Genomic DNA, 21743 nt, shown 5'->3' on the forward strand with positions numbered 1-21743 from the left:
CGTTCCTCCTTGTGTGGGGATGATGTGACGGGCGTGGGTGGGCTAACGGCCGCCGGGCCTTCGTGCGTCGGACCGTCCGCGTTCGTAGCGGCGGACCCGCCGGTAGCCGGTGAGCTGTCCCTGCTGGTCGAGATCCACCTGGTAGCTCGCCATCAGGCTCATCGTGTCGGGGACACGGGCCAGCTCCAGGACCTCGATCTCCAGCGCCCAGCCGTCCTCGGTCCGTTCGAACGAGGACACCGTCTCCGCGGCCATGCCGGTGAGCTCGGCGAGCTGGGCGCGCGCCTGGCGCAGGACCTCCATCGGGCTCGGCATGTCGTCCGCCCCGCCCTGTCGTTGTCTGGATGATTTGGGTGAGTTCTGTGAATCAGTCATGGGCGCCTCCCACGGCGAGTGGCCCTCAAGGCTTTGGCCAAACCCATGAGTTCGCTTGTGTCAGCCACGAAGTGCGTCGAGCCTGCGCCGAGCGGGCCCCAGGGCGCGGGGGCGGCTCATCACCCCCGCCCACGGGTTGGTGCGGGCCTGGTCCACGGCATCGGCGATGGTCCAGCGGCGGGCGTCGAGGTCCGGGTCGTCCAGCTCGGCCCAGGTCAGGGGCGTGGCCACGGGGGCGCCGGGCCGGGGGCGCACGGTGAAGGGCGCGACCGCCGTCTGGGCGTAGGCGTTGCGCTGTACGTCCAGGTAGAGACGGTCACCTCGGTCCTTCTTGCGGGCGGCTGTGGTGAGCCGGTCCGGGTGGGCCTCGACGAGGGTGTCGGCGACGTCCCGGGCGAACGCGCGCACCTGGTCGAAGTCCTGGTCCCCCTTCAGCGGTACGACGACGTGCAGGCCCCGCGACCCGGTCGTCATCAGCGCCGAGGGCAGCTTCAGCGAGTCCAGCAGCTCGCCGACCCATCCGGCCGCCTCCCGCACCTGCCCGAAGTCGTCGTCGGCCGGATCGAGGTCGAAGACCATCCGGTCGGGGAAGTCGATGCGATCCGTGCGCGACAGCCAGCGGTGCAGGGTGATACATGCCTGGTCGGCGAGGTGGACGAGGGTCGCGACGTCGTCGCAGACCGTGTGGCGGACGGTGCCGTCCTCCTTGGCCACCTCGACCCGGGTGATCCACTCCGGGTAGTGGTCCGGGGTGTTCTTCTGCATGAACCGCGGTCCGTCGACGCCGTCGGGGTGCCGCTCCAGCATCAGCGGACGGCCGCGCAGATGCGGCAGCATGAACTCGGCGACGGACCGGTAGTAGTCGACGAGGTCCCCCTTGGTGTACTCCTTCGCTTCCCCGTCACCGGGAAAGAGCACCTTGTCGACACGTTTGACCTCGACGGTACGGCGGCCCGCCCGCACCCGCTTCGTATCGTCACCGCCGCCGGTCACCGTACGACCGCCTCCTCCACCAGCAGCTTCCCCGCGGCGGCGATGGACGCGGCGTCGATGCCCGCGGCGTGCAGCTGCTCGTCCGGCGAGGCCGAGCCCGGCATCCTGCGGACGGCGAGGCGTACCAGGCGCGGCACCGGGCGCCCGTCGAGGAAGGCGTCGAGAACGGCGTCGCCCAGGCCGCCCTCCTCGTGGTGGTCCTCCACCGTGAGCAGACAGCCGGTCTCCTCGGCGGCCCGGCGCAGGGTGGCCCGGTCGACGGGCTTGACCGAGTAGAGGTCGACGACCCTGATCCGGATGCCGTCGCGGTCCAGGACGTCGGCGGCGGCGAGCGCCTCGTGCACGGTGACACCGGCCGCGACGACTGTCAGCCGGTCGCGGTCGCTGGAGCGCAGCACCTTGCAGCCGCCGACCGGGAACTCCTCGTCGGGGCCGTAGATCACCGGGGCGGCGCCGCGCGAGGTGCGCAGATAGCGGACGCCGTCCAGGCCCGCCATGGCGGCGACGAGCTGCGCGGTCTGGTTGGCGTCGCACGGGTACAGCACGGTCGAGCCGTGCACGGCCCGCATCATCGCCAGGTCCTCCAGGCCCATCTGGCTCGGCCCGTCCTCCCCGATGGCGACGCCCGCGTGCGAGCCGACGAGGTTGATGCCGACGCCGCTGACCGACGCCATGCGCACGAAGTCGTGGGCGCGGGTGAGGAAGGCCGCGAAGGTGGAGGCGTACGGCACCCAGCCGCGGGTCGCGAGCCCGACCGCCGCGGCGACCAGCTGCTGTTCGGCGATGTAGCACTCGAAGAACCGGTCGGGGTGTGCCTTGGCGAAGAACTCGGCGCGGGTGGAGTCGCTCACCTCGCCGTCGAGGGCGACGACGTCGCCGCGTCCGGTGCCGAGTGCGGCGAGCGCCTCGCCGTAGGCGTTGCGGGTGGCGAGTTCCTCCCCCTTCTCCCAGCGGGGCAGTTCGAGGTGCCCGGCGGGTACGGCGTGCAGCATGCGGGTCGCGGGCGGCTCGTGGACCCGGACGCGCAGGTCGCGCGGTCCGCCCAGCTCGGCGATGGCCTCGTCGGCGTCCGGCAGCGGCTTGCCGTGCAGTCCCTCGCGGTCCTCGACGGCCGCGACGCCCTTGCCCTTGAGGGTGCGGGCGAGGATCACGGTGGGCTGCCCGACGGTGGACCGGGCCTCCCCGTACGCGCGGTCGATGGCGTCCACGTCGTGTCCGTCGACCTCGACGGTGTGCCAGCCGAAGGCCTGGAATCGGCGGGCGTAGGCATCGAGGTCGTGTCCGTGCCGGGTCGGGCCGCGCTGGCCGAGCCGGTTCACGTCGACAATCGCGGTGAGGTTGTCCAGATGCTCGTACGCCGCGTGCTCGGCGGCCTCCCACACGGACCCCTCGGCGAGTTCGCTGTCCCCGCACAGCACCCACACCCGGTACCCGGTCCGGTCCAGCCGCTTCCCGGCCAGTGCGATGCCGACGCCGATCGGCAGTCCCTGCCCGAGGGAACCGGTCGCGGTCTCCACCCACGGCAGCCGCCGCGGCGTCGGATGCCCTTCGAGCCGGCTGCCGAGTTTGCGGAAGGTGACCAGTTCGCCGTCCTCGATGGCGTCCGCGGCCTTGTACGCGGCGTAGAGGAGGGGCGAGGCGTGTCCCTTGGAGAGGACGAAGCGGTCGTTGCCGGGGTGGGCGGGCCGGTCGAGGTCGTAGCGGAGGTGTTCCGCGAGGAGGACGGCCATCAGATCCGCGGCGGACATCGACGACGTCGGGTGCCCCGACCCCGCGGCATCGGAGGCACGCACACTGTCCACGCGCAACTGCTGGGCCAGTTCGACGAGTTCAGCGGTGTTCATGGGTCTCCTGGTCTCCTTCTGAAGGCTGGCGGGAGCGGGGTTCGGGGGTTATGGGGGCGTCCGGATGCGGCTTGTGGACGGCCGGCGAGCCGGGGGGTGGTTCACCGGCCGCGGAGGAACCGGGGGTCGGCTCACGGCCGGCCCGCAGATCGGGGCGCGTCACCGGGCCGGGCGGTTCGGGGTGCTTGTCGGCGTCGGGGTCCCGGACGGGGTCGGGCGGCTCGGCACCGGCCGGTTGGTTTTTCGCCGGCTCGCTGCTCGACCGCCGCCCCTGCGGGGGCTCCTTCTCCGGCGCTCCCGGCGTGTGTGCCAGCTCCGGTGACGCCGTGTCCAGCGGTACCGACCACGAGCGCACCAGCCCCAACTGCACGGCCTGGCGCGGCAGTACGGCGTCCAGGAGCCAGTCGGCGGCGACGCGGACGCGGTTGCCGGGCATCGCGGCGAGGTGGTAGCCGCGGGTGACGGCGCCCGCCGCCACGCCGGACAGATGGACGCCGAGCGGGTTGGCGGCCGCCTTGACGCCGCCGAGGTCCACGACGAAGCCCATGTCGCGGTGGCGGTAGGCGCGCCGCTCGCCGAGCCCCAGGGACGCGGCGACGTTGTGGGCCACGGTCTTGCCCTGCCGCCAGGCGTGCTGGGCGGTCATCGGGGTGTACTCGCCGGGCTTCTCCAGGTCGGGCACGGCGGCCCCGTCCCCGGCGGCGAACAGTTCGGGGCGGCCCGGCACCTGGAGGTGGGGGTCGACGAGGAGGCGGCCCCGCTCCAGGGGCAGGCCCAGGGACTCGGCGAGCGGGTCGGGCCGTACGCCGACGCACCACACCAGGGTGCGCGTGTCGACGGACTCGCCGTCGGTCAGCAGCACCCCGCCGTGCGTGGCCTCCTTCACGGAGGTGCCCATCCGCACGTCCACGCCCCGCTGCCGCAGCACCCGGTCGGCGGTGCGGGAGAGCCTCTCGTCCAGCTCGGGCAGGACGCGGTCGGCGATGTCGAGCAGCAGCCAGCGTGGCCGCATGCCCGCACGCAGAGGGTGTTTGCGCACTTGTGCGTCGGTGAACAGCTGGCCCTGCGCGGCGACCTCCGTACCGGTGTATCCGGCACCCACCACGACGAAGGTGCACCGCGCGGCGCAGTTCCCGGGATCGTCGGCGGCGGCCGCCAGCTCCACCTGCCGGGTCACGTGGTCGCGTAGGTAGAGCGCCTCGGGCAGGCCGCGGAAGCCGTGCGCGTGCTCGGCGACGCCGGGGATGGGCAGCAGCTTGTTCACGCTGCCCGCGGCGAGGATCAGCCGGTCGAAGGGCAGGCTCCCGCCGTCGCCCTCGGGGCCGGTGTAGTGGACGGTGTGCCCGTCGAGGTCGATGGAGCCGGCCTCGCCCAGCACGAGCCGGACATGGGGCAGGGTGCCGGAGAGCGAGACGGTCACCCGGCGTGGTTCCAGGATGCCGGCGGCGACCTGGGGAAGCAGGGGCAGATACAGGAAGTAGTCGGTCGGGTTCAGCAGGGTGATGTCGGCCTTGTCCCGGGTGAGCCGGGACAGGGTGCGGGCCGCCCGGTACCCGGCGAATCCGGCGCCGACGATCACAATGCGGGGTCGACTCACGGTTGGCCTCCGGGGCTGTCGCGTACCTCGGGAGCCTTCCGCGTCCCCCTGGTCAAGGCCCCCAAACGTCGCCCCCGGACGGCACCGCTCTTCGTGGCACCGCCCCGGACAGGCCGGGACAGGCCCGGTTTCCCGCCGGGCCGCCGGGTACCCGGGCGGCGACCCGTCCCCGCCGCCGCCCCGACGCGGCAGTTCCGGAGGTGCCCGACATGCCCGAGTACGGCTGCTTCCTGGCGTGCGAGGAGTTCCGTCCCGCCGAACTCGTCGAGCAGGCGAGGATGGCGGAACAGGCCGGATTCCAGTCACTGTGGATCTCGGACCACTACCACCCGTGGAACGACGCGCAGGGCGAGACCTGCGCCGTCATGACGAACGGCCGCTTCCGGCTCGGCGTCGGCTCGGGCGAGGCCCTCAACGAGCACATCCTGGGGCATGTGTGGCCGCCCGCGAGCGTCCGCCTCGAAATGCTGGAGAAGGCGATCCTGATCACGCGCCGGCCGTTCAACGGCGAGGAGATCAGCCACTACGGCAGCCACTACCGGGTGGAGCTGGTGACCCAGTTCTGCAAGGGCGGCGGGCACGCCAAGCCCGTCATGGGCACCGTGTGCGGCGACGACGTCGACGAGCACGTGGCCGAGCTGAACGCCTTCGCCGAGGCGGGTTTCGACCGGGTCCACGTCAGCCAGATCGGCCCCGACCAGCGCGGCTTCTTCGACTTCTACCGCACCAAGGTGCTGCCTCAGCTTCAGCCGTGACGAGGGGCGGGCCCACGCGATGAAACTCCGTCTCCCTGTCGTCTCCGTCTACACGGTGCCCACCGACGCCCCCGAGGCGGACGGCACACTCGCCTGGAACTCCACGACCGTGGTGATCGCCGAGGTGTCGGCGGGCGACGCGACCGGCACCGGCTGGACCTACGGCCCGGCGGCGGTCGGCGACTTCCTGCGCGACCACCTCGCGCCCCTCGTCGAGGGACGCGACGCCCTGGACATCCCCGCAGCGCACGACGCGACGTCGCGGGCGATCCGCGACGCGGGCCGCCCGGGCATCGCCGCCTGCGCGCTCTCGGCGCTGGACATCGCCCTGTGGGACCTCAAGGCAAGACTCCTCGAACTGCCCCTGGCCCGGCTGCTGGGCGTCTGCCGCGAGCGCGTCCCCGTCTACGGCAGCGGCGGCTTCACCACGTACCACGACACACACCTGGCCGCGCAGTTGAACGGCTGGGTGCACGGCCAGCACATCCCGCGCGTGAAGATAAAGATCGGCGAGGACCGCGGCCACGTGGCCCCGCGCGATGTGGCCCGGGTCCGGTCGGCCCGCCAAGTGATCGGCTCCGGGGCGGAGTTGTACGTGGACGCGAGCGGCGCCTACACCCGCAAGCAGGCGATCCGCGTCGGTCACGCCCTCGCCGAGCACGGCGTCGGCTGGTTCGAGGAGCCGGTGTCCTCGGACGACCTGACCGGCCTGCGGCTGATCCGCGACGCCTTGCCGTGCGATGTCGCGGCCGGCGCACACGGCTACGACCTCCCGTACTTCGCCCGCCTGATCGCCGCGGGCGCGGTCGACTGCCTCCAGATCGACGCGACCCGGTGCGGCGGCCTCACGGAGTTCCTGCGCGCCGCCGCCCTGGCCCAGGCCCACGGCCTGGAGGTCTCGGCCCACTGCGCCCCGCACGCCCACGCCGCCGCGGCGGCCGCGCTCCCCAATCTGCGGCACATCGAGTGGTTCCACGACCACGTCCGCGTGGAGGACATGTTCTTCGACGGTGCCCTGGACCCCAGGGGCGGCACGGTCACCCCTGCCCAAGGGGTCGGCCACGGGCTGACGCTGCGGGCGGAGGAGGTGCAGGAATTCCGGGTCGGCTGACGCGGGAGTCGCGGACCCGGTCACGACGACGGCCCTGCCGCACTGCGGCAGGGCCCCCTCCCGCGGCTCACGTACCGGGTTCAGGCCCGGTGGTGCGGCTGCTCGGGGTCGATGTCGTCAGGGCGCGGCTGCCGCGCCCCGGGCGCGTCCGACGTCCCCGCGCCGGGCACTCCCGCCTCGGGCGGGCCGGCCGGCATCGGCGGATAGGGCAGGCCGAGGCCGCCCGGCGGGGCGACCGGCGCGCTGCCGCCGACGGTGCGTCCGGGGGCGGTCGGCTCCGCCGCATGATCCGGCATCGACCGGGACGCCGACGGGCGTGCCGCGCCGCGCAGCACATACGCCACCACGCCGAGGATCGCCGCGGTGATCAGTGCCGCGGCCCAGTCCGGCAGCCCGGTGGCGAGGCCCAGCCCGAGGGCGAGCGCGAGGGCCGCGCCCGCGTACAGGGCGACGGCGCCGGAGCCGGCGTAGAGCATGGCCCGGCGACGCTGCCTGCGCGTCTGCTCGCGCAGTTCGTCGCGCACGGTCTCACGCGCCACCTGCGCCAGCTCGTCGACCAGTTGCTTGTCCAGGTGCTCAAGATGATCCAAGCGGTCCATGGCGGCCGAGTACCCGTACAGGCGTACGCATAACGCGCTCCGTCACGGTCCCGTCCCGGCACGTGAGCCCACCGCTCCACGAGTGGGGGGATCGCGTGAAACGATCTCGCCGTCCGGTTGCCCCCAACTAGGCTCGTCCGTATGGAGATCCTGGGAACCACGCTGCGCGTGTGCGTCGACGACCTGGAGAGGGCAGTCCCCTTCTACGAACGGCTCGCGGGCGGCCAAGCCCTCCGCTTCGAACGCGGCGGCGTCCAGGTGGCCGCGATCGGCTGCTTCCTGCTGATGAGCGGCCCGGAGGCCGAGCTGGAGGTGCTGCGCAAGGTCGCGGCGACGATCGCCGTGAAGGACGTCGAGGAGGCCCGTCAGGTGCTCACCGAACTGGGTGCGCACGTCATCGCGGGCCCGGTGGCGACCCCGGGGGGCCGCAACCTGATCGCGATGCATCCCGACGGGGCGATCTACGAGTACGTGGACCGTCAGAACTGATCCGTCAGGGCCGATCCGTCAGGCTGGTCCAAGGCCGACACGATGATGTCGGTCAGCAGCGCCCCCGCCGTGCCCTCCGGGTCCAGATCGGGATCGTAGATGGTGACGTTGAGCCCGACGCAGTGCGCCGAGGCAAGCAACGGCCGCAGCAGCGCGACGAGTTCGTCGGGTGTGAGCCCGTCCGGATCGGGGCTGTCGACGGCGGGCATCACGGACGGGTCGAGGACGTCGGCGTCCAGGTGCACCCAGAAGCCGTCCAGTTGCGGGATCTCGAAGGCCTGCCTGGTGACCGACGCCAGTGCCTGCGCACCCCACTCCCGCACCTCCCCGACGGTCACCACGGGAATCCTCAGGTCGGCGAGCTCGGCCCGGTCCTCCTCGAAGCAGTCACGGATACCGAAGTACCGCACGTCCTCGTCCCGCAGATAGGGCTTCAGCCCCTCCAGGTCCGTCAGGTCGTCCTGCCCGCGCCCGGTGGCCAGGGCGACCTCCTCGCCGCCCGCCGCGCCGACCCGCTCGGAGTTACCGGTGTGCCGGAAGTCGGGCGAGGCGTCCAGGACGGCCGGCCCGTGCCGGCCGATGCGGCGCAGCGCGAGGGCCGCGCCCAGGTTGATCGAGCAGTCGCCGCCCAGGACGAGCGGGAAGTCCCCGGCGCGCACATGGTGCTCGATGCGGTCGGCCAGCTTTCGGGTGTAGGTGGCGAGCGCGGCCGCGTTGAAGACGCCGTCGCCCTCCTGCCAGTCCCCCCGGTCGTATCTCGGCGGCACCACGACCCCGCCCTCCAGCGCCCGCAGCCTCCCCCACTGCCTTAAAGGCGTGGGGGGACCCCCACCACGATCCGCTGCTCGCGCAACGCACCGGCGAGCTTGTGACAGCCGGGCACGGTGCCGGGGGCGGGCGGGCGCAGGCCCAGGTTGGAGGGGGCGTCGAGCACGACGATATTCCGCATGCGGTTCATCCTGTCCGACGTAGAGTCGGCCCTCAACGCCAATTCGCGGGAGCGGGAGTGGGAGCGGCGGCATGAGCGAGCAGCACACCTATCGGGTGATCGTCCGGGGCGCCTGGGACGGGCTCACCGAGGAGGTCAGGGCACGACTGCTCTCCGAGGCGGGCGAGCACGGCCTGACCAGCATGCGGTTCTCGGAGGAGGGGTCGCTGTCCTACGAGCCGTCGCCGCTCAAGCACTTCTCGATGCGCTACGTGGTGGTCTCCGACGCGGCGGACGGCGAGGAGATGGCCGGCGCGATCGCCGAGGACCGGGCGCAGAGCACACTGCGCGAGCTGGGCTACGGCTTCCGCGAGCTGAAGTCGACGGTCACGGACCTCGACACGATGAAGATCAACTACAAGCCCGCATCTCGGCGGTGATCGCCCACCGCTCATGATCCCGCCAGGCCCCGTCGATGAAGAGCATGCCCGGCGAGAAGCCCTCCAGGCGGAAGCCGCAGGCGCGGGCGAGCGCGATGGAGGCGGCGTTGCCCGGCTGGACGTTGATCTCGAGCCGGTGCAGTCGCATCGGCCCGAGGGCGTGGCCCACCACCAGGTCGAGGCCCTCGCGCATCAGGCCACGCCCGGCCGCGTGGGCGAAGGCACCGTAGCCGAGCGCCCCGCTCTGGAAGGCGCCCTCGACGATGTTGTTGATGTTCACGAACCCGGCTATACCGCCGCCGTCGTCCTTCGCGCAGACCAGGAATCCCGCCTTGCTCGGATCCTGGATCAGCCGCCCGGCGTAGGCGGCGTACGCGGCGGCGCCGTCCGGCGGGAAGAGCCACGGACGGTGCAGTTCCTTGCTCTCCCGGGCACGCGCCGTGAACTCCGGGCCGTCCTCGTAGGTGAAGTGACGTATGCCCACGCGGGGGCCCTCGGCGAGATAGCGGGTCGCGGGGTGCGGCATCGCGCCAGCCTACGGCGCCCGGCGGGGCTAGCGGCGCCGCCCCATGAAGTACGCCCCGACCAGCCCGCCGATGATCCCCATGGCCAGCAGCGCCGCCCACAGCGGCATCGTGACCAGGGGGATCAGCAGCCTGATCTCGGTCTCGCGGGTGTTCTCGAAGATGAAGATCAGGGCGAGGACGAGCAGCACCAGCACGGCGATCCCCTTGGGGGTCAGCGACCCGCGCCAGCCGCTTCGCGTCTCGCCCGCCTTCCTTCCGCTCTGCGACGTCGTCTTCGCGGTCATACGACCAGGATGCTCCGCGAGACGTGATCACGCACGGTGAGCGGCGGCCCAGCGTGGCTCAGCCGGTCACCGGCAGCTGGATCACCCCCGTGTCCCCGGGCGCGCTGACCACGGTGACCGGCTTGATCCCCCGGTTCCCGAAGTACGCGTCATCACTCGCCGCGATCACGAACCGCAGCCGGTGCCCCCGCTCGAACCGGTGCACGATCCCCGGCAGGGTCACGGTGAAGCTCTTGGTGACGTCGGGCACGCGGACGGGGGCGACCAGCCGGCGCACCAGCGTCTTCGTGCCGTCGGGCGCGACGTCGTACAGCTTGGCGAACAGGACGAGCTTGTCGGCGGCGTCCCCGGAGTGCTGGGTCCGCTCGGCCTGGGGGGAGACGACTTTCAGGGTGGCCCGGGGCGCGCCGACGACGTCGGTGGCGCGGGTGAGCGGCTCGCTGGTCCAGCCGAGGTAGGTGCCCCTGGTGTCGTAGGGCGCCGGGTCCGGGAGGCCGATGGCTTGGGCGAGTGAGCTCTCGGAGTGGCTGGTGGGGACGAGCCAGTTGGTGTAGGTCCGGCTGCCACGGGCCACCTTGGCGCGGTTGTCGACGAGCTTGCCGTCGCCGGAGAGGTACAGCGTCCGGTTGAGCGCGGGGACGCGGTCGGCGGTGGCGTAGGTGCCGTCGGTGCCGGTGATCCAGTCGCGGTAGTAGGCGAAGGCGGGTCCCGTTTCGACGTTCCTCTTGCCCAGGTAGCGGTCGAACCAGGCGAGGATGCGGCGGCCGACGTAGCTGGTCTCCAAGTTGCCCTGGGAGAGGGTGAGTTCACCGGCGGCCGGGTCGGAGATGCCGCCGCTGTGGCCCCAGGACTGCCAGATCATCTTCGTCGGCGTTCCCTGGGCCTTGAGCGTCTTGTACGTCGCCGTCGCCTCGTTGAGGTTGAAGAGGCTGTCGGCCTGGCCCTGGACGAGGAGGGTGGGTGTCCTGACCCGGTCGAGGTACGTCACCGGCGAGACGCCGCGCGCGTAGGCGAGGAGCTCGGCGGTCTGCTGCGCCGGGTAGCGGCCGGAGTTGAGGGTGCGGACGGTGTCGCAGGCCCTGGTGACGAAGTGCAGGCAGGGGACGGAGTTGACGCGGGAGGGGTCCAGGCTCGGCTGGAGCAGGGGCTGGCCCTCGCCGATGAGGTAGAAGCCGTTGGCCCACTGCCATTTGAAGGCGCCCGGCACGCTGCCGGCGGCTATCGCGTTGTTCGGGTCGAGGGAGTACGCCAGGTCGTTCCAGGTGATCATCGGCACCAGCGCGTCGAGGCGCCGGTCGACGGCCGCCGTGGCCAGTTGGATGGCCCCGCCGTAGGAGCCGCCCACCATGCCGAGGCGCGGGTCGCCCGGGGCGTCGAGGGTGACGAAGTCGGCTTTCGTTCCGTCGCCGGCGGCGCGGCTGCCGCCCAGGAAGTCGATCAGCCGGGAGGCGGCGACCGCGTCGATGGCGGGGTCGTCGAGCGAGATGAGGCAGCCCGACTTGCCGAAGCCGAGCCCGGAGTAGACGAGGGAGACGTATCCGCGCTGGGCGAAGGCCCTGCCGATGGCGTCGGTCGAGCCGTCGGACTTGCTGCCGCCGAAGCCGTTGGTGGCGAGGACGGCGGGTGCGGGGTGGGCACGGTCCACGCCGGCGGGCCGGTACAGGTCGGCGTCGACGGCGCAGGTGCGGCCACCCGCCTGGACGGTGAACTCCAGGGCGGTGACGGTGAACCGGCCGCTCGCGGCGGCGGCCGGAACGGTGAGGGCGAGGGGTGCGGTGAGCGTGGCGCCGAGGAGGAGAGCGAGCGGGGCTCGGAATCTGGGCACACGTCGGGACACGGAGACCTCCACACTGAGGCACGTTGAGACAGCCCGGCTTACCGACCAGTAAGTACTGGCCGGTTGTCATGGTGTGACACGTGTCAGACGGGGTCAATCACCAGGAAGAGGGTTTCTTGACGGAGGTTCAGCGAAGAGGGGTCAGCGCAGGGCCGGCTCGTCGAGGGTCAACCGTCCCGCGTCGGCGTCGAGTTCGGCGCGGACCCCGAAGGGGATCGTCAGCGCGCCTTCGCGGTGTCCGAAGCCGAACTCCTCCGCGACGGGCACACCGAGGCCGCCGAGCCGGTCGACGAGGACCGCGCGCACCGCGTCGTACGGACCGCAGCTCGTCCAGGACCCGAGCACGATCCCGGCGACCCCGTCGAGCCAGCCGGTGCGCAGGAGTTGGGTCAGCATCCGGTCGATGCGGTACGGCTGCTCACCCACGTCCTCGATCAGCACCAGCCCGCCCCGCGCACCGGGCGGGGCGTGCGGGGTGCCGAGGTCGGAGGTGAGCATGCTCAGGCAGCCGCCGAGGGTGACGCCACGGGCCCGTCCGGGAACCATGGCCGTTCCGCCGGAGGGAATCACCCGGACCGTCTCCGGAGCGAACAGCGTGGCCTTCAGGTGCTCCTGCGCCCGAACGCTCTTGCCGAAGTCGACTCCGGCGGCCGCCGGCCCATGCAGCGTGGCCAGGCCCAGCCGGGCGGCGAAGGCCTGGTGCAGCACCGTGATGTCGCTGAACCCGACGAACACCTTCGGCCCGGCCGCGCGCATCGCCTCCCAGTCGAGGAGGTCCACCATGCGCTGGGCCCCGTAGCCGCCCCGCGCGCACAGCACCGCGTCCACGGAAGGATCGCACCAGGCGCCCTGGAGATCGGCGGCGCGGACGGCGTCCGCACCGGCGAGGTAGTCGAACTCCTCGTGCCGGCCCAGCGCATGGGGCGCCACCACCGGGTCGAGATCCCAGCCGCGCAGCACGTCGAGCCCGGCCTCCAGCCGCTCCTCGGACACCGGTCCACTGGGCGCGACGACGGCCACACGGGCGCCGGGGGCGAGGCGGGACGGCCGCAGAAGTGGCCGTACGGACGTGTTCACCTGGCGAGCTCCAGCTTCGGGACTCCGGGCGGGTTGAGCCCGAAGACCTGGGCGTACAGGGAGAGTTCGGACTCCAGGACGCGGATCATCGTCTCCGCCCGCCGGAAACCGTGGCCCTCCCCCTCGAAGGCGATGTAGGCGTGCGGTACCCGGCGTCCCGCCATGCGGGCGAGGAACCGCTCGCACTGGGTGGGCGGGCAGATGACGTCGTCCAGGCCCTGGAGCAGCAGGAACGGCACGGTGAGACGGTCGGCGTGCGCGGCGGGCGACCGTTGCGCGTACCGTGCCGGCACCTCGGCGAGCGAAGCGAGATGGGGGTCCCCCCGCCCGGAGGGTGGGGGAGGTCCGACCAGGGTCTCCAGGTACCGCGACTCGAAGTCGTGGGTCTCTCCGGTGCCCCAGCCGGCCAGGTCGAGGATGGGGTAGAGGATCGTGCCGCAGGCGTAGACGTCGGTGGCGGTGAGCGACGCGGCCGTGGTCCAGCCGCCCGCGCTGCCGCCCCGGATGGCGAGCCGGGCACGGTCGGCGGTGCCCTCGTCGGTGAGGGCGAGCGCGACGGCCGCGCAGTCCTCGACGTCCACCACGCCCCACTGCTCGCGCAGCCGGTCGCGGTACTGCCTGCCGTACCCGGTGGAGCCGCCGTAGTTCACCTCGGCGACGCCGATGCCGCGCGAGGTGAAGTAGGCGATGGCCAGGTCGAGCACGAGGGGCGCCCGCGAGGTGGGCCCGCCGTGCGCCCAGACGACGAACGGCGCCGGGGTGTCGGCGGGGGCCACGCACCCGGGGTTGTGCGGCGGGTAGATGTGCGCGTGGATCTCGTCCCCGGCGGGGCCGGTGAAGGTGCGGATCTGCGGCTCGGGGTAGTAGGCGGGGTCGACGGCGTCGTCGTGCTCGGCGCCGATGACCCGGGCACGGCCCGTACACGTGTCGAGTTCGACCACCTCGTGCGCGCTGCGCGGGCTGGCGCCGACGCCGACGACCCGCTCGCCGTACGCCGCGAGCGTGGGCTCGAACTCCGTCCAGGGGCCCGCCGCGTCGACGATCTCGCCGCTCTCCGGATCCAGCACCCCGAGGGCGGTCGACCCGCGACCGTGCACCACGGCGACCAGCCCGTCCGACAGCGGGGCGAACCAGCGCAGGCCCGGCTTCCACAGCGGCCCGCCGAACTCCTCCTCGCGCGGGCACAGGGCCGCGCCGTCGCGGTAGAGGTTCCACCAGCCGCTGCGGTCGCTCACGTACAGCAGCCGGCCGTCGGGCGCCCAGTCGACCTGCGCGATCGACTCCCGCGGCCCACCGGCGACGGTCCGCGGGCCGCCGAGCGTGCCGTCGGCGCCGACGTCGGCGACCAGCAGTTCCGTGCCGTCCCACGGCATGCGGGGATGGTCCCAGGCGAGCCAGGCAGCCCGCCGTCCGTCGGGCGAGACCCGCGGCCCGGTGACGAACCGGTGCCGGTCGTCGGTGAGTTCGCGTACGGCGTCCCGGTCCTCGGCCGCCGAGCCGTCCAGGGGGACGGCGGCCAGGACACGCCGCACATCGCTGGGCCCCTCCCCCGTGAACTCCTCCAGAACGCACCACACCTCGCCGCGTTCGACACGCACCTGCGGCTCCACCCAGCGCAGTCCGCCGCCCACGGCCGACACCGGAGTGAGCGCACACGGCTCGCCGCCCGCCTCGTACCGGTAGAGCCGCTGATCGGCGAAGTCGACGAAGACGACGAGCGGCCGCCCGTCGACCAGCAGGCCCGTCCAGGGCTGCCCGCCGTACTCGACGACCCTGCTGCGCACGTTCCACGGAGCGGGCAGCACGGACTCCTCCGTGCCGTCGGCACGCCGCCGCACCAGGGTGCGCCGACCGCCCTCCGTGGGCCGTGGCTCGGTCCACCACGCCTCGTCGCCGACGAAGCCCACGTACTCGGGGTGCCCGTCGTGCGTGGCGGCGAGGGCCGCGTCGATCGGCGAGGGCCAGGAACCGTACGCCAGCGTCCGCACTGTCTCCCCCATCCCGCCTAGGCCGTCCGCAGGAAGCGGTCGAGGACCCGGACACCGAAGTGCAGCGCCTCGACCGGCACCCGCTCGTCGACGCCGTGGAACATCGCCCCGTAGTCGTAGCCCTCCGGCAGCTTCAGCGGGGAGAAGCCGTAGCCGGTGATGCCGAGCCGTGAGAACTGCTTGGCGTCCGTGCCGCCGGACATGCAGTACGGCACGACGTGCCCTTCGGGCGCGAACTCCTCGATCGCGGCGCGCATCCTGGCGTACGTCGGCGAGTCCACCGGTGACTGGAGGGCCACCTCGCCATGGTGGAACTCCCAGTCCACATCGGGCCCGGTGAGTTCGTCGAGGGTGGCGCTGAACTCGTCCCGCAGGCCGGGCAGATACCGGCCGTCGACGTAGGCCACGGCCTCCCCCGGGATCACGTTGACCTTGTAACCGGCTTCCAGCATCGTGGGGTTGGCGCTGTTGCGGACGGTCGGCGCGACGAGCTCGGCCACCGGGCCCAGCTTCTCCAGCAGTCCGTCCACGTCGTCCAGGTCGGCCTGGAGGCCGTACAGCGCGGCGAGTTCGGTGAGGGAAGCGCGGACCGTCGGGGTCAACCGGAGCGGCCACTCGTGGGCGCCGATGCGGGTCACGGCGGCGGCGAGGCGGATCACCGCGTTCTCCCGGTTGGGCCGGGAGCCGTGCCCGGCCCTGCCGCGTGCGGTGAGCTTGACCCAGCCGGTGCCGCGCTCCCCGGCCGCGATCGGATAGAGCTGCCGCCCGCTGCCGTCGTGGACGGTGAAGGCGCCGGCCTCGCTGAAGCCCTCGGTGCAGCCCTCGAAGAGCCCGGCGTGCCGGTCGGCGAGGAATCCGGCGCCGTCCTCGGCGCTCGCCTCCTCGTCGGCGGTGAAGGCGATCACGACGTCCCGCCGGGGCCGTACGCCTTCCCGGACCCAGCCCCGGACGACGGCCAGGATCATCGCGTCCATGTTCTTCATGTCGACCGCGCCCCGGCCCCAGACCACGCCGTCGCGGATCTCCCCGGAGAAGGGGTGCACGCTCCACTCGGCGGCCTGCGCGGGCACCACGTCCAGGTGACCGTGGAGAAGCAGGGCGTCCGCGGAGGGGTCGGTGCCCTCGAAGCGGGCGACGACGTTCGTACGGCCCTTGGTGCGCTCCAGCATCGTGGGCTCCAGGCCCGCCTCGGCCAGCCGCTCGGCGGCGTACTCCGCGGCGGGGCGCTCCTGGCAGTCGCCGCCGCCCCGGTTGGTCGTGTCGATCCGGATGAGGTCGGAGGTGAACGTCACGACCTCGTCCAGTGCCTGCTGGTCAGCCATACTGCTCCTCCACCGCGGCCGAGACGATCGTGGTGACCGCCTTGAAGGTACGGATTCCCTCGTACATGCGCTCGCTCGTGTACGCCACCTTCCGCTCCCCGATCCGCTGGACGCCCGGGACGACGGTGGCGGCCATCGCGAGATGCTCGGCGTCGAATTCGAGGGCCACGGTGAACGGTCCGTCGCTCACCGGCACCTGACGAACCGCCAGCGCGGCCGCCTCCTTGGCGGCGGCGCGGATGTCGGCGGCGGTCCTGGCCGGCGTCCGGCACACGGCTGCGTACCGCGAGACGTGGTCCTTGACGGCGACCTTCAGCGCCTCGGGCGCGTACCCGAGGGCGTCCTCGCAGGCCACGTCGTCGCCGGTGACGAGCACGACGGGCACGCCGTACTCGGCGACGACCCGCGCGTTCAGCAGGCCCTCGCTCGCCCGTACGTCGTTCAGCCACACCCCGGTGACGGAGTTGGCGAGATAGGTGTGGGCGAGGACGCCCTCCATGCCGGCGCCCGCGTGGTAGCCGACGAAGGCGACGCCGTCCACGTCGCCGTGCTGCACGCCCTCGACCATGGACAGCGCCTTGTGCCGGCCGGTGAGCATCTGCGCCCGCTCGTCGAGCCGTTCGAGCAGCAGATTGCGCATCGTCCAGTGGGCCTCGTTGACGACGACCTCCTCGGCGCCCCCGTCGAAGAAGCCCAGCACGGCGGCGTTGACGTCCGAGGTGAACATCCCCCGGCACCGCTCCCACTGCGGCGTCCCGGGCAGGACGTCGGCCGGCCAGGTCACGCCGGTGGCGCCCTCCATGTCGGCGCTGATGAGGATCTTCATGTGATTCACGTTACGCGTCGGCGAGGGAACTTCCTACGAGTCGGAGAGCCGTATCGAGGTCGAGTCCCGCCACCGCGGCATCCGCCCGCGCCACGTAAGGACAGGGCGCCGGGGGAGGCCGGGGAGTGCGGCATCCGGCCCTGCGCACGGGCACGTCGTGAGCGGTCGAGCGACCCTTTCGCGCCCCTGAGGCGCGCTTGTCAGCCACCCTGTCCGGGCACTACTGTCACCACGCCTTGGTGAACGGGAAAGCCGGTGTGATGCCGGTGCGGCCCTCGCCACTGTGAATCGGGAAGTCCGGCTCCGGCCCTCAAACGGGCAGCCACTGGGTCCTTCGGGACCCGGGAAGGCGGAGCACGGGCGGTGGTACCCGTAAGCCAGGAGACCGGCCAAGGCGCGTCAACCATCCACGAGGTGCTGGAGAGGGTCTGCTGAGCCATGCACATAGCCGAGGGTTTCCTGCCTCCGGCGCACGCGGTCGCCTGGGGCGTCGCGTCCGCGCCCTTCGTCGTCCACGGCGTCCGTTCACTCACCCGTGAAGTCAAGGAGCACCCCGAGAGCACACTGCTCCTCGGTGCTTCCGGAGCCTTCACGTTCGTCCTGTCCGCGCTGAAGCTGCCCTCGGTGACCGGCAGCTGCTCGCATCCCACCGGCACCGGCCTCGGTGCCATCCTGTTCCGGCCGCCGATCATGGCCGTCCTGGGCACCATCACCCTGCTCTTCCAGGCGCTGTTGCTCGCGCACGGCGGTCTGACCACGCTCGGCGCCAACGTCTTCTCGATGGCGATCGTCGGGCCCTGGGCCGGATACGCGATCTACCGACTCCTACGGCGGTACGACGTGCCGCTGATGGTCGCGGTGTTCTTCGGGGCCTTCGTCGCCGACCTGTCCACCTACTGCGTGACCAGCGTCCAGCTGGCGCTCGCCTTCCCCGACCCGAGCAGCGGATTCCTGGGCGCGCTCGGCAAGTTCGGCTCCATCTTCGCCGTCACCCAGATCCCCCTCGCGGTCAGCGAGGGACTGCTCACGGTGCTCGTGATGCGGCTGCTGGTGCAGTCCAGCAAGGGCGAACTGACCCGGCTGGGCGTACTCCTGACCAAGAGGCAGTCCCGGACCGAAGCCGAGACCGAGACCGAGGCGGTGGCCCGATGAGCAGGAACACGAAGATCAACGTCCTGCTGCTGCTCGTCGTGGCCGCCCTCGCCGTGCTGCCGCTGGCCCTCGGCCTCGGTGACCACAAGGAGGAGCCGTTCACGGGCGCCGACAGTGAGGCGGAGTCGGCGATCACCGAGATCAAGCCGGATTACGAGCCGTGGTTCTCGCCGCTGTACGAGCCGCCGTCCGGCGAGATCGAGTCGGCGCTGTTCTCCCTCCAGGCGGCCCTCGGCGCCGGGGTCCTCGCCTACTACTTCGGCCTGCACCGGGGACGGCGGCAGGGAGAGCAGCGGGCGCTGGAGCGGGTGGGTGACACCGGCGGCTCGGCCGGTGCCACCCCCGAGGAGTCCACGGCTGAAAGGGCCTGACGCCTCGTGCTGCCGATCGACGCGGCGGCGCACAGCAGTCGCTGGCGCCGCCGTCACCCCGTGGACAAGGCCGTGCTCGGGCTCGGCCTCACCGTGCTCGCGATCTCGCTGCCGCCCTGGCCGGGCGCCGCACTGATCCTGGCCACCGCCCTCGCCGTACTGCTGGGTCCGGCGGGCGTGCCCGCGCGGCGGCTGTGGCGCGCCTACCGCGTGCCGCTCGGCTTCTGTGTGACCGGTGCGCTCACCCTGCTGGTCCAGGTCGGCGGGCCGGAAGGCTTCGTGTCCCTCGCCGACGAGGGCCCGCTGCGGGCCGGGGAGCTGCTGCTGCGCACCTCGGCCGCCTCACTCGGGGTGCTGCTGTTCGCCTTCACCACCCCTATGTCGGATCTGCTGCCCCGTCTGGTGAAGGCCGGCGTGCCCGCGCCCGTCGTCGACGTCGCCCTGGTGACGTACCGCATGAGCTTCCTGCTCCTGGACTCCATGCGCCGTATCCGGGAGGCCCAGGCCGCCCGGCTCGGGCACACCGGACGGGCCGCGGAGTGGCGGTCGCTGGCCGGGCTCGGTGCCACCGCCTTCGTGCGGGCCTTCGACCGGGCCACCCGGCTCCAGGCCGGGCTCGCCGGGCGCGGCTACGACGGCACCCTGCGCGTCCTGGTGCCCGAGGCCCGGGTCTCCGTCCGCTTCACGGCCGCGAGTTGCGCACTCCTCGCGACGCTGGCCGCCCTCACCCTCGTACTGGAAAGGGCCCTGCCATGAGCGAGCCCACCGCCCTGGTCGCCCTGCGGGGCGCGTCCTACGCCTACGAGGACGGCCCCGTCGTGCTCAGCGGCCTCGACTTCGACGTGTGCGAGGGGCGCGCGCTGGCGCTGCTCGGCCGCAACGGCAGTGGCAAGACCACGCTGATGCGGCTGCTCAGCGGCGGCCTGCGCCCGCACGACGGCCGGCTGACCGTGGCGGGCGCGCCGGTCACGTACGACCGCAAGGGGCTGACGCGGCTGCGGACGACCGTCCAGCTGGTGGTGCAGGACCCGGACGACCAGCTGTTCGCCGCGTCCGTCGCCCAGGACGTCTCCTTCGGCCCGCTGAACCTCGGCCTGTCCGATGCCGAGGTACGGGTGCGGGTCGACGAGGCGCTCACCGCCCTGGACATCACCGCGCTGGCCGACCGGCCCACGCATCTGCTGTCGTACGGGCAGCGCAAGCGCACGGCGATCGCGGGCGCCGTCGCGATGCGGCCCCGCGTGCTGATCCTCGACGAACCGACCGCCGGGCTCGACCCGGACGGCCAGGAGCGCCTGCTCGCCACCCTCGACGGGTTGCGCGCGGGCGGCACCACGGTCGTCATGGCCACCCACGACGTCGACCTGGCCCTGCGCTGGGCCGACGACGCGGCGCTGCTCACCCCGTCCGGCGTACGCACCGGTCCCGCGCCCGCGATGCTGGCCCGCACGGAACTCCTCCAGCAGGCCGGACTACGGCTGCCCTGGGGCGTCGCGGCCGCCCGGCTCCTTCTTTCCCACGGCCTGTTGACCGAGGCGGCGGACGGTCCGCGCACCGCCGAGGACCTGGCCGCCCTCATCTCGGCGCCCGCCGAGGGCTGACCCGACCCGTGGGCGACATATGACCGCCAAAAGTCATCAATGACCTGAATGTCCTCTCACTCCCTGTTCTATGGGATCGACGTACACCGGGAGTACGGGAGTGAGGGAACATGGCCAAGGACCTCGCGGGCGCGGGCCCACCGCAGTCCGCCGGCTTGAAGCCCGATGCGATCGGGTTCCTCGACGCGCTGGTCATCGGGCTCAACGCCACCTCCCCGGCGTACTCGGTGGCGGCGGTCATCGGCCCGGTGGTGGCACTGGTGGGGATCTACGCCCCCGGTGTGATGCTGGCGTCGTTCGTGCCGATGCTGCTGATCGCCTCGGCGTTCTACTACCTCAACAAGGTCGACCAGGACTGCGGCACCACGTTCTCCTGGGTCACCCGGGCCATGGGGCCGTGGGCCGGGTGGCTCGGCGGCTGGGCCATCGCGATGACCGGGGTGCTGGTCGTCGGATCGCTCGCGGACGTGGCCGTGACCTTCGCCCTGCTCGCCTTCGGCCTGGACAGCTGGGTGGACAACGACGCCCTTCGCCGGCTGCTGACGGTGCTGCTCATCCTGGTGATGACGGCCATCTGCGTCATCGGCACCGAGGTGTCGGCCAGGGTGCAGAACATCCTGATCCTCGCGCAGGTCGTCTGTCTGCTCGCCTTCGCCGTGGTGGCGCTGTACCGGGTGTACGCCGACACCGGCACGCTCGACGCCATCGAACCGTCGATCAGCTGGCTGGACCCCTTCGGAGCCGGAGGGGCATCGCTGACCGGGGCCCTGCTGCTCGGCGTGTTCATCTACTGGGGCTGGGAGTCGGCGGTCAACCTCACCGAGGAGACCGAGGACTCCGCCACCGCTCCGGGCAAGGCCGCCGTGTGGTCGACGGTCATTCTGCTGGTGACCTATGTGGCGGTCGGTTTCGCGGTGGTCGCCTACGCCGGAACGGCCTATCTGGCCGAGAACGCGGCGGAGGAGGAGTTCATCTTCGCCCTGCTCGCCGAGGAGGCCATGGGCGGCTGGCACTGGGTCGTCCTGCTCGCGGTGTCGACGTCCGCGCTGGCGTCGACGCAGACGACGATCATCCCGGCGTCCCGCACGGCGCTGTCCATGGCGCGGCGTCATGCGCTGCCCGCGCACTTCGGCCGGATCCATCCGCGGTTCCGTACCCCGGACGTGAGCACCTGGTGGGTCGCCGGCATCGCCATCGCCTGGTACCTCGTGGTCAGTGAGATCAGCTCCAACGCGCTGTTCGACTCGCTCACCGCGCTGTCGCTGCTGATCGCGTTCTACTACGCGCTCACCGGTGTCGCCTGCGCCGTCTACTACCGCCGCCAACTGACCAGAAGCGTCCACCACTTCGTCCTCATCGGCCTCGGCCCGCTCGTCGGTGCCGGGCTGCTGTCCTGGCTGCTGGTGGAATCGGTCATCGACATGTCCGACCCCGCCAACTCCTACAGCGGCGACTCGTGGTTCGGGCTCGGCCCCCCGCTCGTCATCGGCATCGGCATCTCCGTCACGGGCGTGGTCATCATGGTCGTATGGCGGCTGCTGGCTCCCGTGTTCTGGTCGGAACGCCCCGGTGTGGTCGACCCCGCCCTCGTCGACGGTGACGGGCCGGGGAGCAAGGAGTCCTGAAG

At 72.2% G+C, this 21743-nt stretch carries 21 protein-coding genes, 1 pseudogene and 1 riboswitch; of the genes and pseudogenes, 9 read left to right on the forward strand and 13 right to left on the reverse strand.

The genetic code is table 11. From position 1 onward, the window contains the following. Positions 1–42: 42 nt before the first annotated feature. The 4 genes from ACFU95_RS07920 to ACFU95_RS07935 are packed head-to-tail and all read right to left on the reverse strand — an operon-like array spanning position 43 to position 4809. The gene (locus tag ACFU95_RS07920; protein ID WP_383823337.1) at positions 43–375 is read right to left on the reverse strand and encodes a gas vesicle protein; all 333 of its coding nucleotides are present in this window, start codon (positions 373–375) and stop codon (positions 43–45) included. A 60-nt stretch (positions 376–435) separates the two neighbouring features. Next, positions 436–1368, reverse strand: coding sequence for a non-homologous end-joining DNA ligase (ligD, locus tag ACFU95_RS07925; RefSeq protein ID WP_383823340.1), 933 nt, complete (start codon positions 1366–1368; stop codon positions 436–438). After that, on the reverse strand, positions 1365–3212 hold the full coding sequence (locus ACFU95_RS07930; RefSeq protein WP_383823342.1) for a transketolase: 1848 nt from the start codon (positions 3210–3212) through the stop codon (positions 1365–1367). The genes ligD and ACFU95_RS07930 overlap by 4 nt, the downstream gene beginning before the upstream one ends. Beyond that, positions 3199–4809: an FAD-dependent oxidoreductase gene (locus ACFU95_RS07935; RefSeq protein WP_383823345.1), complete on the reverse strand. Its 1611-nt coding sequence runs from the start codon at positions 4807–4809 to the stop codon at positions 3199–3201. The genes ACFU95_RS07930 and ACFU95_RS07935 overlap by 14 nt, the downstream gene beginning before the upstream one ends. 209 nt (positions 4810–5018) lie before the next feature. Between ACFU95_RS07935 and ACFU95_RS07940 the strand changes: the two genes are divergently transcribed. Together ACFU95_RS07940 and ACFU95_RS07945 are read left to right on the forward strand one after the other, a co-directional pair. Further along, positions 5019–5564 (forward strand): LLM class flavin-dependent oxidoreductase, encoded by a 546-nt coding sequence (locus tag ACFU95_RS07940; protein WP_383823348.1) that lies wholly within the window; start codon positions 5019–5021, stop codon positions 5562–5564. Positions 5565–5583: 19 nt separating this feature from the next. Next, positions 5584–6675: an enolase C-terminal domain-like protein gene (locus ACFU95_RS07945; RefSeq protein WP_383823349.1), complete on the forward strand. Its 1092-nt coding sequence runs from the start codon at positions 5584–5586 to the stop codon at positions 6673–6675. 80 nt (positions 6676–6755) lie between these two features. On the opposite strand, the gene ACFU95_RS07950 is transcribed toward ACFU95_RS07945, so the two are convergent. Beyond that, positions 6756–7274, reverse strand: coding sequence for a phage holin family protein (locus ACFU95_RS07950; RefSeq protein WP_383823352.1), 519 nt, complete (start codon positions 7272–7274; stop codon positions 6756–6758). 141 nt (positions 7275–7415) lie between these two features. On the opposite strand from ACFU95_RS07950, the gene ACFU95_RS07955 reads away from it, so the two are divergent. Beyond that, positions 7416–7763, forward strand: a complete 348-nt coding sequence (locus tag ACFU95_RS07955; RefSeq protein WP_383823354.1) for a VOC family protein — start codon at positions 7416–7418, stop codon at positions 7761–7763. Here the strand turns inward: ACFU95_RS07955 and ACFU95_RS07960 are convergent. Continuing rightward, positions 7754–8712, reverse strand: a pseudogene (locus ACFU95_RS07960) (arginase family protein). The gene ACFU95_RS07955 and the pseudogene ACFU95_RS07960 sit on opposite strands and share 10 nt — an antisense overlap. A gap of 71 nt (positions 8713–8783) precedes the next feature. On the opposite strand from ACFU95_RS07960, the gene ACFU95_RS07965 reads away from it, so the two are divergent. Continuing rightward, positions 8784–9131: a DUF6204 family protein gene (locus ACFU95_RS07965; protein ID WP_383823357.1), complete on the forward strand. Its 348-nt coding sequence runs from the start codon at positions 8784–8786 to the stop codon at positions 9129–9131. On the opposite strand, the gene ACFU95_RS07970 is transcribed toward ACFU95_RS07965, so the two are convergent. The 7 genes from ACFU95_RS07970 to ACFU95_RS08000 all read right to left on the reverse strand — a co-directional run bounded on the left by ACFU95_RS07970 (position 9103) and on the right by ACFU95_RS08000 (position 16992). Next, entirely contained in the window at positions 9103–9657 is a 555-nt protein-coding gene (locus tag ACFU95_RS07970; RefSeq protein ID WP_383823359.1) for a GNAT family N-acetyltransferase, read from the reverse strand. The two genes, ACFU95_RS07965 and ACFU95_RS07970, sit on opposite strands and share 29 nt — an antisense overlap. 27 nt (positions 9658–9684) lie before the next feature. Then, positions 9685–9942: a DUF1049 domain-containing protein gene (locus tag ACFU95_RS07975; RefSeq protein WP_383823361.1), complete on the reverse strand. Its 258-nt coding sequence runs from the start codon at positions 9940–9942 to the stop codon at positions 9685–9687. Positions 9943–10000: 58 nt separating this feature from the next. Next, a complete protein-coding gene (locus tag ACFU95_RS07980; RefSeq protein ID WP_383823364.1) occupies positions 10001–11779 on the reverse strand; it encodes a CocE/NonD family hydrolase in 1779 nt (592 codons plus the stop codon). A 141-nt stretch (positions 11780–11920) separates the two neighbouring features. Beyond that, positions 11921–12856, reverse strand: coding sequence for an LD-carboxypeptidase (locus tag ACFU95_RS07985; protein ID WP_383823367.1), 936 nt, complete (start codon positions 12854–12856; stop codon positions 11921–11923). Then, positions 12853–14856, reverse strand: a complete 2004-nt coding sequence (locus tag ACFU95_RS07990) for a prolyl oligopeptidase family serine peptidase (protein ID WP_383823370.1) — start codon at positions 14854–14856, stop codon at positions 12853–12855. The genes ACFU95_RS07985 and ACFU95_RS07990 overlap by 4 nt, the downstream gene beginning before the upstream one ends. A 5-nt stretch (positions 14857–14861) precedes the next feature. Next, positions 14862–16166: a M20/M25/M40 family metallo-hydrolase gene (locus ACFU95_RS07995; protein ID WP_383823372.1), complete on the reverse strand. Its 1305-nt coding sequence runs from the start codon at positions 16164–16166 to the stop codon at positions 14862–14864. Further along, positions 16159–16992 (reverse strand): M55 family metallopeptidase, encoded by an 834-nt coding sequence (locus tag ACFU95_RS08000; RefSeq protein WP_383823374.1) that lies wholly within the window; start codon positions 16990–16992, stop codon positions 16159–16161. The genes ACFU95_RS07995 and ACFU95_RS08000 overlap by 8 nt, the downstream gene beginning before the upstream one ends. 220 nt (positions 16993–17212) lie before the next feature. Further along, positions 17213–17401, forward strand: a riboswitch (cobalamin riboswitch). 29 nt (positions 17402–17430) lie between these two features. Between ACFU95_RS08000 and ACFU95_RS08005 the strand changes: the two genes are divergently transcribed. The 5 genes from ACFU95_RS08005 (at position 17431) to ACFU95_RS08025 (ending at position 21741) form a co-directional block, all read left to right on the forward strand. Continuing rightward, positions 17431–18144 carry an energy-coupling factor ABC transporter permease gene (locus ACFU95_RS08005; RefSeq protein WP_383823377.1) on the forward strand — a complete coding sequence of 238 codons (714 nt, stop codon included), beginning with the start codon at positions 17431–17433 and terminating at the stop codon, positions 18142–18144. Further along, entirely contained in the window at positions 18141–18515 is a 375-nt protein-coding gene (locus tag ACFU95_RS08010) for an energy-coupling factor ABC transporter substrate-binding protein (protein WP_383823380.1), read from the forward strand. The genes ACFU95_RS08005 and ACFU95_RS08010 overlap by 4 nt, the downstream gene beginning before the upstream one ends. A 6-nt stretch (positions 18516–18521) precedes the next feature. After that, the gene (gene cbiQ / locus ACFU95_RS08015; RefSeq protein WP_383823384.1) at positions 18522–19271 is read left to right on the forward strand and encodes a cobalt ECF transporter T component CbiQ; all 750 of its coding nucleotides are present in this window, start codon (positions 18522–18524) and stop codon (positions 19269–19271) included. Then, the gene (locus ACFU95_RS08020; protein WP_383823386.1) at positions 19268–20116 is read left to right on the forward strand and encodes an ATP-binding cassette domain-containing protein; all 849 of its coding nucleotides are present in this window, start codon (positions 19268–19270) and stop codon (positions 20114–20116) included. Before cbiQ ends, ACFU95_RS08020 begins: the two co-directional genes overlap by 4 nt. A 110-nt stretch (positions 20117–20226) precedes the next feature. Beyond that, positions 20227–21741: an APC family permease gene (locus ACFU95_RS08025; RefSeq protein WP_383823389.1), complete on the forward strand. Its 1515-nt coding sequence runs from the start codon at positions 20227–20229 to the stop codon at positions 21739–21741. Positions 21742–21743: the final 2 nt, after the last annotated feature.

This window comes from Streptomyces sp. NPDC057623 (assembly GCF_042800355.1).
Taxonomy (GTDB): domain Bacteria; phylum Actinomycetota; class Actinomycetes; order Streptomycetales; family Streptomycetaceae; genus Streptomyces.

What these genes read in the sequence shown, in the direction of transcription:
- ACFU95_RS07950 (WP_383823352.1), bottom strand. Translation starts at nt 7,274, where the DNA reads ATGGACCGCTTGGATCATCTTGAGCACCTGGACAAGCAACTGGTCGAC.
- ACFU95_RS07930 (WP_383823342.1), bottom strand. Translation starts at nt 3,212, where the DNA reads ATGAACACCGCTGAACTCGTCGAACTGGCCCAGCAGTTGCGCGTGGAC.
- ACFU95_RS08020 (WP_383823386.1), top strand. Translation starts at nt 19,268, where the DNA reads ATGAGCGAGCCCACCGCCCTGGTCGCCCTGCGGGGCGCGTCCTACGCC.
- ACFU95_RS08010 (WP_383823380.1), top strand. Translation starts at nt 18,141, where the DNA reads ATGAGCAGGAACACGAAGATCAACGTCCTGCTGCTGCTCGTCGTGGCC.
- ACFU95_RS07955 (WP_383823354.1), top strand. Translation starts at nt 7,416, where the DNA reads ATGGAGATCCTGGGAACCACGCTGCGCGTGTGCGTCGACGACCTGGAG.
- ACFU95_RS08000 (WP_383823374.1), bottom strand. Translation starts at nt 16,992, where the DNA reads ATGAAGATCCTCATCAGCGCCGACATGGAGGGCGCCACCGGCGTGACC.
- ACFU95_RS07940 (WP_383823348.1), top strand. Translation starts at nt 5,019, where the DNA reads ATGCCCGAGTACGGCTGCTTCCTGGCGTGCGAGGAGTTCCGTCCCGCC.
- ACFU95_RS07975 (WP_383823361.1), bottom strand. Translation starts at nt 9,942, where the DNA reads ATGACCGCGAAGACGACGTCGCAGAGCGGAAGGAAGGCGGGCGAGACG.
- ACFU95_RS07990 (WP_383823370.1), bottom strand. Translation starts at nt 14,856, where the DNA reads ATGGGGGAGACAGTGCGGACGCTGGCGTACGGTTCCTGGCCCTCGCCG.
- ACFU95_RS07920 (WP_383823337.1), bottom strand. Translation starts at nt 375, where the DNA reads ATGACTGATTCACAGAACTCACCCAAATCATCCAGACAACGACAGGGC.
- ACFU95_RS07945 (WP_383823349.1), top strand. Translation starts at nt 5,584, where the DNA reads ATGAAACTCCGTCTCCCTGTCGTCTCCGTCTACACGGTGCCCACCGAC.
- ACFU95_RS07965 (WP_383823357.1), top strand. Translation starts at nt 8,784, where the DNA reads ATGAGCGAGCAGCACACCTATCGGGTGATCGTCCGGGGCGCCTGGGAC.
- ACFU95_RS08005 (WP_383823377.1), top strand. Translation starts at nt 17,431, where the DNA reads ATGCACATAGCCGAGGGTTTCCTGCCTCCGGCGCACGCGGTCGCCTGG.
- ACFU95_RS08025 (WP_383823389.1), top strand. Translation starts at nt 20,227, where the DNA reads ATGGCCAAGGACCTCGCGGGCGCGGGCCCACCGCAGTCCGCCGGCTTG.
- ACFU95_RS07970 (WP_383823359.1), bottom strand. Translation starts at nt 9,657, where the DNA reads ATGCCGCACCCCGCGACCCGCTATCTCGCCGAGGGCCCCCGCGTGGGC.
- ACFU95_RS07995 (WP_383823372.1), bottom strand. Translation starts at nt 16,166, where the DNA reads ATGGCTGACCAGCAGGCACTGGACGAGGTCGTGACGTTCACCTCCGAC.